The sequence below is a fragment of the Nitratireductor thuwali genome (assembly GCF_036621415.1).
Lineage (GTDB): Bacteria > Pseudomonadota > Alphaproteobacteria > Rhizobiales > Rhizobiaceae > Chelativorans > Chelativorans thuwali.
Window position 1 is genome coordinate 1070070 of the sequence record NZ_CP030941.1, and the last position, 14554, is coordinate 1084623.

Sequence of the window (14554 nt, forward strand, 5' to 3'; positions counted from 1 at the left end):
AATGGGCTTCTCCGCGCCGCCCGAACGCGACCACACCGGCGCGCAGAGCGTCGACCGGGCGCTCGGCCTCCTGTCGCTGATCGGCCGGCATGCCGATCGCGGGGCGGCGCTCACCGATATCGTCGAGGAAAGCGGGCTCAACAAGCCGACCGCGCGCCGCCTGCTCCTCGCATTGATCCGCGCCGGGCTTATCGAGCAAGACGAGACCAGCCGGCGCTACTATCTCGGCGAGGAGGCCTATGTGCTGGGCAGCCTCGCCTCGCGCCGCTTCGGCCTGCTGCAGGTCGCCATGGACAGCCTCTTGCGCATGTCGAAGCAGACGGAGGATACGAGCTTTCTGTCGGTGCGGCGCGACACGTTTTCGGTCTGCCTCTATCGCGAGGAAGGCACCTATCCGGTACGCACCCATGCGCTGCAGGCCGGCTTTGAGCACCCGCTCGGCGTCGGCGCCGGTTCGCTCGCCATGCTTGCCGCCCTTGCCGACGCGGAAGTGGAGGCGGTTCTTGCGGCCAACGACGCCGTGCTGAAAACCAGATACCCGATGCTTCCCACCGAACGCATCCGCCAGGATGTCGAGACGACGCGGGCGAATGGCTACGCGCTCAACCCCGGCCTCATCTATGCCAATTCCTGGGGTGTCGGCGTGGCGATCCGCGATCAGGACGGCCGGCCGGCCGGCGCGCTTTCAATCGCCGCCATCGACAGCAGGATGCAGCCCGCCCGGCAGGCCGAACTCGCCGCGCTTTTGACAAAAGAGGCCCGCCGCGTGGAGGAGCGTCTCAGCCGCATGCTCTCCGCGCGCCGCGGACCGGTAGAGGACCAGCAGATCGTCAAACCCCAATTGAGGAGGTCGGCGCGATGAGCCGTGCAGGCGCTGGCGGGGGCATTGTTCCCGCTTCCACGCGAGCGATGAACCTTTCGCATTTCCTGACCCAGGCCGCGCGCCGGCATCCCGACGCCGTCGCCTTCGTCTGGCGCGAAAAGGTCTGGTCCTGGCGCCAGATGGAAGCGCGGGTCGATGCGCTGGCCGCCGCGCTGCGCGACCAGTTCGGCATCGCCAAGGGCGACCGCGTGCTGGTGCAGTCGACCAATTGCAACCAGATGTTCGAATCCATGTTCGCCTGTTTCCGCCTCGGCGCGGTCTGGGTGCCGGCGAACTACCGCCAGTCGCCCGACGAGATCGCCTATCTGGCCGAGGCGAGCGGCGCGCGCGGGATGATCTGCGGCGCGGCCTTCCCCGACCATGCGCGAACCTGCCGCGAGCGCGCGCCGGACCTCCGCTTCGTCCTGTCGATCGGCGCCAGCGGCTTCGGCGAGGACATCGACATCGCCATAGACCGCCATCTTGGCCGAACCGTCCCCGCCGCCGCCGTCGACCGGGACGATCCATGCTGGTTCTTCTTCACCTCCGGCACCACCGGCCGCCCCAAGGCGGCCGTTCTGACCCATGGTCAGATGTCCTTCGTCGTCACCAACCATCTGTGCGACCTGATGCCGGGCACCACCCATGAGGATGCCTCGATCGTCGTCGCGCCGCTCTCCCACGGCGCGGGCGTTCACCAGCTGGCGCAGGTGGCCCGCGGCGTGAAGACCATCCTGCTGCCTACCGAAAAGCTCGACGTGCCGACCGTCTGGTCGCTGGTGGAGAAGTGGCGCGTCACCAATCTCTTCACCGTGCCGACGATCCTGAAGCTGCTCGTGGAAGACCAAAGCGTCGACCGCCACGATCGTTCCTCGCTGCGCTATGTCATCTATGCCGGCGCGCCCATGTACCGGTCGGACCAGAAGAAGGCGCTCGAAAAACTGGGCCCGGTGCTGGTGCAGTATTTCGGGCTGGGCGAGGTCACGGGCAACATCACCGTGCTGCCGCCCGCCTTCCATTCGGTCGGGGACGGGCCGCAGGCGCGGATCGGTACCTGCGGTTTCGAGCGCACGGGCATGCAGGTGGAGATCCAGGACGATGCGGGCAATCCCGTTCCGGCAGGGGACACCGGAGAGATCTGCGTCATCGGCCCCGCCGTGTTCGCGGGCTATCACGACAATCCCGAAGCCAACGCCAAGGCGTTCCGCAATGGCTGGTTCCGCACCGGCGATCTCGGGCATATGGACGAGGAAGGCTTCGTCTATATCACCGGCCGCGCCTCGGACATGTATATTTCCGGCGGCTCCAACATCTATCCGCGCGAGATCGAGGAGAAAATCCTGGCGCACCCGGACGTGAGCGAGGCTGCCGTTCTCGGCGTTCCGGACCCCCTATGGGGCGAGGTCGGCGTGGCGGTCTGCGTCGTCCGCCCGGGGGCGGATGCCGCGGCAATCGATCTTGCGGCGTGGCTCGAAGACAAGCTCGCGCGCTACAAGCTGCCGAAGCGCATCATATGGTGGGAGGAGATGCCGAAGACGGCCTATGGCAAGATCGCCAAGAAGCAGATCCGCGAGGAACTGGACCGCCGCGGCGACCTAGCCGCACCCGGCAAGAAGACTTCGGCATGACCGGCCCGGTATGGCGGCGCCAGGGAGCATGAGGAGCATTCGCCATCCCGGCCCTGCCTCGGCCGAGCGGATTTTCTCCGCTCCCTGCCAAGCCGAGCGCCTGACGCTGACGCTGGAGCCTGGCCGCAGCGTCAATCGGGCCGTTGCCGAGGCTTTCGGCCGCGCCGGCTTTGCGGGCGGCTATATCCGGCTGCGGGGTGCCGCCGCCTCGCCCATGCGCTACGTCATTCCGGCAGCGGCGATCGATGGCCGCCATGCGGCCTGGTACAGCGAGACCTTTACCCCGGAAGGCGTCACGATGATCGAGGATGCCGGCATGATCGTCGGGCGGAGGGACGGCGAACCCTTTCTGCATTGCCATGGCCTCTGGCGCACGCCGGATGGCGCCCGCCGCATGGGCCACCTCCTGCCGCTGGAGGCCGAGTTCGCAGAGCCGGTGGAGGCGGAGGCCTGGGCGGTTTCCGGCGCCGCTTTCCATGTCCGCGACGACGAGGAGACGAACTTCCGTCTTTTCCGTCCCGTCCCGCAGGACGACGGCACCCCGGTCACATGGAACGCCATCATCTGCGCGATCAAACCAAATCAGGACATAGGCGCGGCGGTCGAAGAGGCCTGCCGCCGACACGGCATCGCCAACGCCTCGGTTCACGGCATAGGCAGCCTCGTCGGCGCCGATTTCGAGGAGGCGGAACGCGTCCGTTCCTACGCGACCGAGGTGCTGATCGGCAGCGGCGAGGTCCGCGACGGGCAGTGCGGCCTCGATATCGCGCTCGTCGGATTGGACGGCGCGATCGGCCAGGGCCGCCTCGTGCGCGGCACCAACCCGGTCTGCGTCACCTTCGAAGTCCTGATTATCGCCCGGTGACGATACGAAACGGATCAAAAGCCTGCGGATCGGCTCAGTTTGCAGAGGCTGCGTGGGTTCTGAGGCGCGCCGTGCGGTAGGTCAGAAAGGCGGTTGCCGAAACGATGATCGCCGCGCCGATGACCGTATTGAGGCTCGGTATTTCGGAAAAGAAGACATACCCCACAAGACCCGACAAGATCAGGCTGGAATAGCCGAGCGGCCCCAGAAAGCCTGCGTCGCCCAGCCAGTGGGCGCGCAGGAAGCAGAATTGCGCGGCCTGCGAAAAGACCCCGACGGCCAGCAGGAACGGCCAGTGCCCTGCCGCCACCGGCTGCCAGCCCGAAAGCGCCGGCCAGGAGGTTATCAGCGCCAGCCCGCCCGTGTAGAACAGCATCATCACCACAGGCGGCGTGCCCTTCAGCTGCCGCGTGACGATAATCGCTCCCGTGCCGGCGAGGACCGCCACGAGCGCCGCCAGCAGCGCCGGCGTCCATGGCACGTTACCCGGACTTGCCGCGATAAAGGCGCCGACCAGCCCCAGCCCGGCCGCGAACCAGCGCGCGCCGGAAACCGTCTCGCGCAGGACCAGCGCCGAAAGCGCCACCAGCACCACCGGCCGCGTGAAATTCATGGTCATGTAGAAGGCGAGCGGTAGATGCGCCACTGCGTAGAAGCCGCCGGTCAGCGCGGCGGCCGAGAGCGCGACGCGGAAAAGATGCAAGGCGACCCGGTCGATTCGCGCAAGCACATGGCGCTGGCGAACGAGCCACGGCAGGATCAGCACAAGGCCCGTGAGCGCGCGCAGGAAAACGATCTGCCACGCGGGATAGCCCGCCCCCAGCGCCTTGACGATGGATATGGCCCAGATGTTCAGGCCCATATCCGCCATCAGCCATAGACCGGCGCGGAAATTGTCCTTCGCCGAGGCGCCCTGACTCACGGCCTTGCCAGGAGATTGGCCATCAGGCGGAAGCCGCCCGGCACCAGCTTCTCCATCTGGTGGTGCAGGATCAGCGCCACGTGGCTGTGCCGCCCCCTGCCGATCATTGCCGAAAGCAGCGCGCCCTTGTGCGCCTCCTCGTTCGGGTCGGCCATGGAGAGCAGCGGTTCATAGGCCGCGTCCCAGCTCTTGGCGAAATAGAGGCCGCGCTCCTTGTGCCAATCCTTCCAGTCTTCCCCGGTGATGCGGTTCGGTGCATTGAGCAGCGGGTGCTCTGGCAGAAGGTGCGTGACCTCGGCGTTTTCGTCCGTCACGCGCCAGCGCAGCGACGGCTTTCCGATCTCCAGCCGGCGCGGCGGCACGGCCTCCGGATCCCAGGCGTCCCATGGCCGGTGGTAGAGCGTCACGAGATTGCCGCCCGCCTCGACCCAGTCACGGACGAGCGGCATTGCCGCCCTCAGGGCGGGGCGCGTGCGCATGGCGAAAATACCCACCACCAGCGTGTCGAAATCCGCAAGCCCTTCCGCCGTAAGTGCGCCGTCGGCCAAATCCGTCACGTCGAGCCCGAGCGTCCTCAGCCACCGGCCGACGCGGTCGTTGCCGCCGCCCACATAGCCGATCCGCGCTTCTGGCAGCGCCACGTCCAGAACGCGCACGGAAAGCTCCGCCGCGAAGGCCCGCGCCCGCGCGCCGATATGGGGATAGGAGAAGCGGTGCACCGTCATCGCCGCCTTCCCGTCGAGCCTGAGCGGCAGCCTGTAGAGGCCGGGGGCCACGTCGTCCGGCGCCGTTACGCGGAACCCGCCTGTCGTGGCTTCGCCGCTCCAGCCGGCCGGCAGGTCGAGCGAGGGTTTCGCCTCCGCCGGAAAGGCATCGGCGATCCTCACGTCGATATCGCGGCTCTGAGTGGCGATATTGATCAATGCCCGGTCCGGAGCAAGAGTGGCCGAGCGCGCCGGCAGCACCAGGGGGGCCGCCTCCAGCGGCAGCAGCGTTTCGGCCGAGACGCCGTCCACCGTCACGCCGACCCGCATCGCCGGCAGCCGCGCCCTGGCCGGGCTGTATTGCGCCGGATAGGGATCCGACGGTTCCGCGTCCTCCGGCACGCGCACCGTGCCATCGGTAAAGTGCCATCCCCTTGGCAAAACGGGAGAGGCTTCCGCCACGGCGCCCGCCGTCTCGACAATCAGTGCCGCACCCTCGCCCGGCCGCAATGCATCTTTTGCCAGTGCCGCGCGTAGTTCCACACCGCAGGCAATCCGCATCACGTGGGAAAGCTGCAGCTCCTTGGCCACCAGCCGGTGCTGCACCTCGTCACGCGCATGCTGCGGGCAGGCCTCGCGCGCTGCGCGCACCGCCTTCAGCGCGGCGGCCGCATGACGGGCAATGCGCTCGGCCTCGGGAAATGCGGCGATCGCGGCATCGCATTCTGCCTGCGCGGTGGCGAGATGCCCCTCGATCTCAGGCGCGCCGGCAAAGGCGGCAAGGTCGGACAGCGTCGCCGGCAGGCCGTCGGTCAGATGATTGTCCGGGCCGGGCACCTCGGAGCGGACCAGATGCAGCGGCCAGTCGTTCGGCGCACCATGCGGTACCCAGCGCCCCATGCCCTGCGTCCGGTGAAACGCGCGCGACTGCTGGCCGATCTGTGCCCAGCTCCAGCCCGTCACCGGATCCTCGCCCGTGGCCTTCACCGTCAGCGTGGCTTTGGGCGGCGGCAGGTCGTCGTCATAGGCGTCGCCGGCGCCCGACCATGCCGGCAGGTAGAGCTTTTTCACCTGCCACGCAGGCAGTCCGACATCGGGGAAGCCTGGATCGGCCGCCGCGCTCACAACCTCATGCGCCAGTTCCGTCATGGCGCGGTGATGACCGTGCTGGCCGGGAATATTCAGGAAGGTCGGGCAGATGATGTCGGGCCGCTCCGCGCGAACGATCTCGACAAAACGCTTCAGCGTCCGCTCGCGCCCCCATTTGCCCAGCGTTTCCGTGCCACTCTTGGAAAAGCCGAAATCGAAGATCGCGTCCTGCGGCGTTTCCGACAGCCAATAGAGATTGAGACTGAGCACATCGGCGGCCCCCTCCATCTCGGCGGTGCGGACGACGCCGAGATCGTGCGTCACCTCCGTGCCGATGTCGTTCTGCCCACCTTCGCCGCGATTGGCGCAGGCATAGGAGAGCAGCAGACCGTCGCGGAAGGCGAGCGCCGCCAGCATCTCAGAGGTCTCGTCATCCGGATGCGCGCCCGTGCTCATGAAGGAGACGCAGGATCTGAGCGGGGCCAGGGCGCGCCACAGGCGGACGATGCGCGGGCTGCGCGCTTGGGCGGCGATGCGCTCCTGATCGGAAACGGGCATTGGAACCTCCGGGACTGTCAGGTTTTTGCGGTTATGCGCGGGGTGATCGTGTCGTGAATGACGAGGGCCGCCCCGCCGAGGGCGGCAGTCAGGCGGCCGCTCGCCCCGCGCAGGACGCGCGGCGTCTTGCGGTCCGGGCGGACGGCAACCGAGCCGCCCGGCAGGGTGAGTATGGAAATCAGATGGTCGAGCACGGCATCCGGCATCGCCCCGCCGAGGATCACCGTTTCGGGATCGAATAGGTTCTCGATCATGCCGATCGCCTGCGACAGCGGCCCCGCCGCCACGTCGAGCCAGGCCATCAGCTCCGGGTTGCGCTCCTGATAGAGGCGTTCAATGTCGCTGGCGCTGCCGACCTCGATGCCGGCCTTGGCAAGCTCAGCCTGCGCCGCGATGCGGCTGGCATAAGTTTCCAGGCACCCCTTGTTGCCGCAGGCACACTGCCGTCCGCCGGGCGTCATCACCACATGGCCGATTTCGCCGGCATTGCCGAACGTGCCGCGCTGCACTTCGCCATCGGCCACGACACCGAGACCAAGGCCGGCGCCGAAATAGATGAAGCAGAACGTCCTGAGATCGGAGGCCACGCCGCGAACGCGCTCGGCCACGGCGGCCGCCGTCGCATCGTTTTCGACGATCACCGCCATGTGGAGCGCGTCCTCGAACAGGGCCGTCGCGTTGGTGTCTTCCCACCCCTGCAATGCCGATTGGCCGGCGCCCGAAATGCCGACATTGCCGAACGGCCCGGGCATCACCACGCCCGCCCCCAGGATCCGCTGGTCCGACATCAGCCGTGCCGCAAGCGCCTCGCCACGTATCTTGCGCGCCACCGCCGCCACGGTTGCCGGCGAATTGCCGGCAAGCGCCTCGCGCGTCGTGAACAGCGTCTCGCCTTCAAGGTTAACCAGCGCGCCGAACATGGCGTCGGGCCTGACTTCGATGCCGAGGGCGGCCGCCCCGTCGCCGTTCAGCCGGTATTGCAGCGCCGGCAGACCACGCCCGCCGCTCTGCCGTCCGGCTTCCAGCAGCAGTCCGTCCTCCTCCAGTTCGGCGATGATGTTGCTGACGGCCTGCGTGGAAAGACCCGAGATGCGGGCGATCTCGGCGCGACCGATCGGCTGCTTCTCGCGCACATGACCGAGTACCACCTGGCGGTTGTGAAGGCGGGTGCGCTCAGCGTTCGATCCAACGATGCGGCGTGGATTGGTGATCATCATGCCTGCCTATTAACTCAATTCACTTGAATATTCAATTCGATTGAGTTAAACCTTGTTCGTTCTGCCGGAGCCAAAAAGCCGGACAGAGGGTGAATGCCACCGCAGGTGAGAAAAGACGGGTGCATGCAATGCGCCTGCGGCTTGCGGCTCAAAAGGGAGCGAGTTTGATGAAGAAGACCAGCAGGTTCCGGACCTTCATTCTGGGCGCCGCTACAGCGGCGCTGACGACCGCCGCGTCAAGTGCCTCGGCTGTCGAGATCGAATATTGGCAGTATTTCTTCGAGGCGCGCCTCGACGCGATGGAGAAGCTGATCGAGAATTTCGAGGCTGCCAATCCCGACATCACCGTCAAGATGACCCATTTCCCCTACGACAGCTACCGTACCAAGGTGGCGGCGGCGATTCCTGCCGGCCAGGGGCCGGATGTGGTGCAGCTCTTCTATGGCTGGCTGAACGACTATGTCGAAGCTGAGCTCATCCAGCCGCTGCCGGCCGATACCTTCCCGCCGGAGAAGATCGAGGAAGAGTTCTTCCCCATGGTGCAGGCCATGCGGATCGGCGACAGCTATTGGGCGCTGCCCACCGCCGTGCGTTCGCTTGCGCTGTTCTACAACGAGCGCATGTTCGCAGACGCCGGCATCGAGAATCCGCCGGCTAATCTCGACGAGTTGGTGGAATTCGCCAAGAAACTCACGCAGAAGGATGGCGCCGGCAATCTGACCGCCGTAGGCCTGACCACCGGCATGACCGCGCAGGACCATCACTGGATCCGCGAGGTGCTGATCCCTCAGTTCGGCGGCGAGCCCTATGTCGATAACTACAGGACCGTGAACTACAACAACGAGGCGGGTCTTGAGGCCTTCACCTTCTACAACGACCTGCAGGCCAAGCACGGCGTCACCAAGGCCGCCTTCATGGACGAGCCGCAGGCCGCCTTCAAGGCAGGCCGCGCCGGCATGCATATCGACGGCTCGTTCCGCATCGGCGCGCTGGAGGATGTACGCGGTCTCAAATGGGGCGTGGCCGAACTGCCCGCCGGTCCCGACGGCACCAAATCCAACTATGCCTCCTACTGGGTGAACGCGATCACCTCCAAGGCAGAGGGCGAGAAGTTCGATGCATCGGTGAAGTTCATGGAGTACCTCACCTCCGATGAGGCCATGCAGATCTGGATCGAGATCGTCGGCGAGCTTCCGGCGAAACCCTCCGCTGCAATGACCGAAGAAAATATCAGCGACCCGGTCTATGGACCCTTCATCAAGGGGCTGGACTACGCAAGGACCACCGTCTTCGCCAACGAAAGCGCACAGAGACAGGTGATGGTCGATATGATGCAGCGCATAGAATTTGAGGGGCAATCGGTCGAAGAAAGTGTCGCCCAGGCAGCCGAGGAAGAACAGAAGATCCTCGACGAATATTACAAGAAGTAGGCCTGCAAGGCGCCTGGATCCATTCCGGGCGCCTATCGCGGACTGAGACTGGGCCGACCAAGGCTGGGCTGACCGGGACGGGGCCATGCGCTTCTACAGCACTCTCTCCATATCGCAGAAGCAGATCGTCTGGGCATGGGCTTTTCTGGCGCTGCCGGTGATCTTTTACGTCGTGATCCGCTTTTACCCGACGGCGAACGCTTTCGTCCTGTCGTTTCAGGAATGGAATCTCTTGAGCGACCGCACGTTCGTGGGCCTGGAAAACTACCACAGGCTGTTCAGCGATCCCGTGTTCTGGAAGGTTTTCCAGAACACCTTCATGTATCTGATCCTCGGCACGCCGATCAGCCTGGTCTTGTCCTTCATCATCGCCTATCACCTCGACAAAGTGCGCTTCATGCACGGCACGATCCGCGCCCTGTACTTTCTGCCTTTTATGACGAGCGCGGTGGCGATGGCCTGGGTCTGGCGCTGGTTCTACCAGCCGGTGCCGATCGGCGTGTTCAACAATTTCCTGGCAAGCCTCGGCTTCGGCCAGATTCAGTTCCTGAACTCCACCACCAATGCCCTGCCCTCCGTGCTTGCCTGCGCGGTGTGGGCCGGGCTCGGTTTCCAGGTCATCATTTTCATGGCCGGGCTGCGTGCCATCCCGCAAAGCTATTACGAGGCGGCGCGCATCGATGGTGTGTCCACCTGGACGGTGCTGACGGAAATCACAATTCCGCTTTTGCGGCCCACCATCGTGTTCCTGGTCGTGTTCTCGTCGATCGGCTTCCTGCGCATCTTCGACCAGGTCTTCAACATGACCACCAACAACCCCGGCGGCCCGCTGAATTCGACCAAGCCGCTGGTGCTCCTGATCTACGACACTGCCTTCAACGGCTTCAATATGGGCTATGCCGCCGCGCAGACGGTGGTGCTCTTCACCATCTTGCTGGTCGTCAGCCTGCTTCAGCTTCGACTGCTCAAGGATCGCTGACATGGCAAACCAGGATCTTGCCATAAAGGCTTCCACCGACACGCTGTTTTCCGGTTCATCGCGCCAGCCGCGCCGCAATGCCGGTCAGCTCGTCCGCTGGCTGCTGCTCTTCGGTGGCGGCGTGCTGATGGTCATGCCGATCGTCTTCATGATCTCCACATCGTTGAAGTTCCCCTTCGAGGTCTACAATCTCAACCTGATCCCCGAGGAACCGACCCTCGAAAACTACACCTATGTGCTCGAGGACGGCCGCTTCTACCGCTGGTTCGTCAACTCGCTCGTGATCTCCGTCGTGACGACGGCTTCGGCCGTTTTCTTCGACGCGCTGGTGGGCTATGCGTTGTGCAAGTTCAGGTTTCCCGGCCGCTACCTGGTCTTCATCGCCATCTTGTCGACGCTGATGATCCCGACCGAGATGCTGGTCATTCCCTGGTACCTGATGAGCAAGAGTTTCGGCTGGCTCGACACCTACTGGGGCATCATGTTTCCCGGTGTCATGACCGCCTTCGGCACCTTCCTGATGAAGCAGTTCTTCGAGACCGTTCCGGACGACTTCCTGGAGGCGGCGCGCATCGACGGGTTGAACGAATTCCAGATCTGGTGGCAGGTGGCCATGCCGCTGGTGCGCCCGGCACTCGCCGCGCTTGCCATCTTCGTCTTCCTCGGCAACTGGACCGCCTTCATCTGGCCGCTGATCGTCACCAACTCGGCCGACATGTACACGCTGCCCGTCGGGCTATCGAGCTTCGGCGACGAGGTGGACGTGGCCTGGGAGCTGATCATGACGGGCGCGGCGATCTCCACGCTGCCGACGCTGCTCGTCTTCCTGATCTTCCAGCGCTTCATCATACGCGGCGTGGTCATGGCCGGACTAAAGGGGTGATCTGAAGGAATGACGATGGACGAGAAATTTCCCCACCCCGTCTACAAGGACACGGTGCTTGCGCCGCTGTTCGAAGGCGTGAAGGCGCATTATGTCGGCGCCTTCCGCGCCATCAACCGCGCCCATCTCGTCATGCTGACCGAGACCGGCATCCTGCCGCTGGAAAAGAGCCGCAGGATCGCCGCCGCGCTCGTCGATATCGACGACACCGTCGATGTCGCCTCCCTCACCTATACGGGCGAGGTGGAGGACTATTTCTTCCTCGTCGAGGCGGAACTGAAGAAGCGCCTCGGGCCGGACATCGCCGGCATGCTGCATACGGCGCGCTCGCGCAACGACATGGACCACACGGTCTTCAAGCTCGTCCTGAAGGCCCACGCCGATGCGTTGATCGCCAAGGCTCGCACGCTTGCCGCCGCCCTGATCGACAAGGCCGAGGCCGAGCGCGACACGCTCATTGTCGCCTACACGCACGGCCAGCCGGCCCAACCTTCCACCTTCGGCCACTATCTCGCGGCGGCTGTAGAAGTGCTCCTGCGCGACACCGAGCGCCTGCAGGCCGCCCGCGCCAATATCGACCACTGCCCGATGGGTGCCGCCGCCATCACCACCAGCGGTTTCCCGATTGACCGCAAGCGCATGGCCAAGTTGCTCGGCTTTGCCGGCCCCCTGCGCAATTCCTATGGCTGCATCGCCTCGGTCGACTACGTCACCGGCTTCTATGCGGCAATGAAGCTCACCTTCCTGCATCTCGGCCGGTTGATCCAGGACATGCAGTTCTGGTCGGCGTTCGAGGTCGGCCAGCTTCATGTGCCAGCAAGCCTTGTTCAGATCTCCTCCATCATGCCGCAGAAGCGCAACCCGGTGCCGATCGAGCATCTGCGGCACCTGGCCTCCATGACGTGCGGGCGCGCCGATGCCATCGTCAACACGATGCACAACACGCCCTTCACCGATATGAACGACAGCGAGGGCGAGGTGCAGGTGGCAGGCTATGCCGCCTTCGAGAGCGGCAGCCGGGTGCTCGACCTGCTCGCCGCCCTGATCGGCGCCGTCACCATCGATGCCGGCCGCGTGGCAAAGAACATCGATGCCGCCTGCATAACGGTGACGGAGCTCGCCGACACGCTGGTGCGCGCGGAGGACCTGTCGTTCCGTCAGGCCCATGAGATCGCCGCCGCTACGGCGCGCGCCGTCATCGCCGCCGGGAAACCGCTGGGCGAAGGTCATGCCGCCTTCGCCGAGGCCTTCCGCAATCTTTCCGGTCGCGACAGCACGCTCACCGAAAGTGCCTATGCGGAAACGGTTAGCGCCCGTCATTTCGTCGCCCTGCGCGAGCGCTTCGGCGGCCCCGGCCCGCAGGCCATGGACGAAGCGCTCGCCGCCTACCGCGCGTCCCTCACCAGCCTTTCTGAACAACAGGCGGCAGGCCTTGCCCGCGCCGCCCGAGCCGAGGCCGCGCTCGACGCCGCCTTCGGCGCCCTTCTCCAGGAGTAGTTCCTTGGCCACCGTGTCCATCCGCAATCTAGTGAAAGCCTACGGCAAGGTCGAAGTGCTGCACGGCATCAGCCTGGACGTCGCCGATGGCGAATTCGTCGTCTTTGTCGGCCCGTCCGGCTGCGGCAAGTCAACCACGCTGCGCATGATCGCCGGCCTTGAAGATATTACCGGCGGCGAAATCCACATCGGCGGGCGGCTGGTCAACAATCTGGAGCCTAAGGACCGCGACATCGCCATGGTGTTCCAGAACTACGCCATCTATCCGCATATGTCGGTGAGGAAGAATATCGGCTTCGGGCTCAGGACTTCGAAGATGTCGAAGGCCGACAAGCAGAAGCGCATCGACGAGGTGGCGGGCATCCTCGGCATGACCGACCTTTTGGAGCGCCGCCCGAACCAGCTTTCCGGCGGCCAGCGCCAGCGTGTCGCCATCGGCCGCGCCATGGTCCGCAATCCCGCCGTCTTCCTGTTCGACGAGCCGCTGTCGAACCTGGACGCGCAGTTGCGCACGCAGATGCGGTTGGAGATCAAGAAGCTGCACCAGCGTGTGGGCAACACCATCATCTTCGTCACCCACGACCAGGTCGAGGCGATGACCATGGCCGACCGCATCGTCATCATGAAGGACGGTTACATCCAGCAGGTCGGAACGCCGCTCGAGGTCTATCACAGACCCGCAAACATCTTCGTCGCCCAGTTCATCGGCGCGCCATCGATGAACATGCTGCCCGGCACATGGACCGGCGGCGGCGTCCAGTTCGCCGACGGCGTCGGCGTGAAACTTCCCGCCCGCAAGGCCTCCGAAGGCACTGGCGTGGTGCTGGGCCTGCGTCCGGACGACCTGCTCGTGACGAAGGAGAAGGGGCTGTTCTCCGGCACCGTCAACATCGTTGAGCCGCTCGGCGCCGACACGCTCGTCTATGTCGGCGTCAACGGGCACGAGGTCATCGCCAAGGCATCGGGCCGCGAGCCGCCGAAGGTGGGCCAGACGGTCGAGCTCAGCGCGGATGCGGGAGAAATGCACCTGTTCGACGCCAGGAGCGGGGAGGCCCTGCCGTGACGCCAGCCGACCGTTTCGGACGGGTGATCTGCGTCGGCAGGCTCTATTGCGATCTGATCTTCACCGAACTGCCGAAAATGCCGACACTGGGTGAGGAGGTTTTCGCCGGCGGCCTGTCTGTTAAGCCCGGCGGCGGCGCCTTCATCACCGCCGCCTGCATGGCGGCCCTTGGCCGCCCCGTATCGCTCGCCTCGGCGCTGCCGTCCGGCCCTTTCGCCGTCGCCCTGATGGCTGATCTCGAGGCTAGCGGCGTCGACCTTTCCACGTCGGCGCCTTCCCCCGACATGTTGGAACCGCAGATCACGGTCGCCATGGCGTCCGGCAACGAGCGCGCCTTCCTGACGCGCCGCTCCGGCCCCGCCGTGCCCGCCGGTTTTGCAGCAACGCTCGCGACCGGCCGTTTCGGCCATCTGCATATCGGCGAGCTTGCGACGCTTGTCGAGCAGCCCTCGCTGGTACCGCTGGCGCGTGCCGCCGGCCTGACGATCTCGCTCGACTGCTCTTGGGACGACGCGGTTCTGGCCCGCGATGATCTCGCCGCCCTGATCGGCTCCGTCGACATTTTCCTGCCCAATGAGACGGAGGCCGACCGGCTGGGCGTCGCATCTTCCCCGCCGCCGCCCGCGCCTTTGACCGTCATCAAACGCGGCGCGGAAGGTTCCGTCGCCATCAGCGCCGAAGGCGCGGTCTCCGCAAAGGTGCATCCGGTCGAGGTGATCGATTCCACCGGCGCGGGCGATGCGTTCAACGCCGGCTTCATCGACGCCTGGCTCGCCGGCCTGCCGCTCGAGCGCTGCCTGCAAGCGGGCAATTCCTGCGGCGCCGAAGCCGTCACCCGCGTCGGCGGCTGTTGATAC

Annotated in this window: 12 protein-coding genes; 9 read left to right on the forward strand and 3 right to left on the reverse strand. The window is 65.4% G+C overall.

Translation table 11 applies throughout. From position 1 onward, the window contains the following. Position 1: 1 nt before the first annotated feature. Genes NTH_RS05145 through NTH_RS05155 form a run of 3 tightly spaced genes read left to right on the forward strand, consistent with a single transcriptional unit; the run spans position 2 to position 3355 of the window. Positions 2 to 862: an IclR family transcriptional regulator gene (locus NTH_RS05145; protein WP_338529011.1), complete on the forward strand. Its 861-nt coding sequence runs from the start codon at positions 2 to 4 to the stop codon at positions 860 to 862. After that, entirely contained in the window at positions 859 to 2490 is a 1632-nt protein-coding gene (locus tag NTH_RS05150; RefSeq protein ID WP_338529012.1) for an acyl-CoA synthetase, read from the forward strand. The genes NTH_RS05145 and NTH_RS05150 overlap by 4 nt, the downstream gene beginning before the upstream one ends. Positions 2491 to 2518: 28 nt before the next feature. After that, positions 2519 to 3355, forward strand: coding sequence for a PCC domain-containing protein (locus tag NTH_RS05155; protein WP_338529013.1), 837 nt, complete (start codon positions 2519 to 2521; stop codon positions 3353 to 3355). A gap of 34 nt (positions 3356 to 3389) precedes the next feature. Here NTH_RS05155 and NTH_RS05160 read toward each other — a convergent pair whose 3' ends face one another. The 3 genes from NTH_RS05160 to NTH_RS05170 are packed head-to-tail and all read right to left on the reverse strand — an operon-like array spanning position 3390 to position 7842. Next, positions 3390 to 4277: a DMT family transporter gene (locus NTH_RS05160; protein ID WP_338529014.1), complete on the reverse strand. Its 888-nt coding sequence runs from the start codon at positions 4275 to 4277 to the stop codon at positions 3390 to 3392. Then, on the reverse strand, positions 4274 to 6628 hold the full coding sequence (locus NTH_RS05165) for a PIG-L family deacetylase (protein WP_338529015.1): 2355 nt from the start codon (positions 6626 to 6628) through the stop codon (positions 4274 to 4276). Before NTH_RS05165 ends, NTH_RS05160 begins: the two co-directional genes overlap by 4 nt. A gap of 17 nt (positions 6629 to 6645) precedes the next feature. Then, positions 6646 to 7842: an ROK family protein gene (locus NTH_RS05170; RefSeq protein ID WP_338529016.1), complete on the reverse strand. Its 1197-nt coding sequence runs from the start codon at positions 7840 to 7842 to the stop codon at positions 6646 to 6648. A gap of 170 nt (positions 7843 to 8012) precedes the next feature. On the opposite strand from NTH_RS05170, the gene NTH_RS05175 reads away from it, so the two are divergent. The 6 genes from NTH_RS05175 (at position 8013) to NTH_RS05200 (ending at position 14551) form a co-directional block, all read left to right on the forward strand. Continuing rightward, on the forward strand, positions 8013 to 9275 hold the full coding sequence (locus NTH_RS05175) for an extracellular solute-binding protein (protein WP_338529017.1): 1263 nt from the start codon (positions 8013 to 8015) through the stop codon (positions 9273 to 9275). Between the two features lie 85 nt (positions 9276 to 9360). After that, positions 9361 to 10254 (forward strand): carbohydrate ABC transporter permease, encoded by an 894-nt coding sequence (locus NTH_RS05180; protein WP_338529018.1) that lies wholly within the window; start codon positions 9361 to 9363, stop codon positions 10252 to 10254. Between the two features lies 1 nt (position 10255). Beyond that, positions 10256 to 11137, forward strand: coding sequence for a carbohydrate ABC transporter permease (locus NTH_RS05185; protein WP_338529019.1), 882 nt, complete (start codon positions 10256 to 10258; stop codon positions 11135 to 11137). A 9-nt stretch (positions 11138 to 11146) separates the two neighbouring features. Then, the gene (argH, locus tag NTH_RS05190; protein WP_338529020.1) at positions 11147 to 12634 is read left to right on the forward strand and encodes an argininosuccinate lyase; all 1488 of its coding nucleotides are present in this window, start codon (positions 11147 to 11149) and stop codon (positions 12632 to 12634) included. Positions 12635 to 12638: 4 nt separating this feature from the next. Next, positions 12639 to 13697: an ABC transporter ATP-binding protein gene (locus tag NTH_RS05195; protein WP_338529021.1), complete on the forward strand. Its 1059-nt coding sequence runs from the start codon at positions 12639 to 12641 to the stop codon at positions 13695 to 13697. Continuing rightward, positions 13694 to 14551 (forward strand): carbohydrate kinase family protein, encoded by an 858-nt coding sequence (locus NTH_RS05200; RefSeq protein ID WP_338529022.1) that lies wholly within the window; start codon positions 13694 to 13696, stop codon positions 14549 to 14551. The genes NTH_RS05195 and NTH_RS05200 overlap by 4 nt, the downstream gene beginning before the upstream one ends. Positions 14552 to 14554 lie beyond the last annotated feature (3 nt).

What these genes read in the sequence shown, in the direction of transcription:
- NTH_RS05145 (WP_338529011.1), top strand. Translation starts at nt 2, where the DNA reads ATGGGCTTCTCCGCGCCGCCCGAACGCGACCACACCGGCGCGCAGAGC.
- NTH_RS05150 (WP_338529012.1), top strand. Translation starts at nt 859, where the DNA reads ATGAGCCGTGCAGGCGCTGGCGGGGGCATTGTTCCCGCTTCCACGCGA.
- NTH_RS05155 (WP_338529013.1), top strand. Translation starts at nt 2,519, where the DNA reads ATGAGGAGCATTCGCCATCCCGGCCCTGCCTCGGCCGAGCGGATTTTC.
- NTH_RS05165 (WP_338529015.1), bottom strand. Translation starts at nt 6,628, where the DNA reads ATGCCCGTTTCCGATCAGGAGCGCATCGCCGCCCAAGCGCGCAGCCCG.
- NTH_RS05170 (WP_338529016.1), bottom strand. Translation starts at nt 7,842, where the DNA reads ATGATCACCAATCCACGCCGCATCGTTGGATCGAACGCTGAGCGCACC.
- NTH_RS05175 (WP_338529017.1), top strand. Translation starts at nt 8,013, where the DNA reads ATGAAGAAGACCAGCAGGTTCCGGACCTTCATTCTGGGCGCCGCTACA.
- NTH_RS05180 (WP_338529018.1), top strand. Translation starts at nt 9,361, where the DNA reads ATGCGCTTCTACAGCACTCTCTCCATATCGCAGAAGCAGATCGTCTGG.
- NTH_RS05185 (WP_338529019.1), top strand. Translation starts at nt 10,256, where the DNA reads ATGGCAAACCAGGATCTTGCCATAAAGGCTTCCACCGACACGCTGTTT.
- argH (WP_338529020.1), top strand. Translation starts at nt 11,147, where the DNA reads ATGACGATGGACGAGAAATTTCCCCACCCCGTCTACAAGGACACGGTG.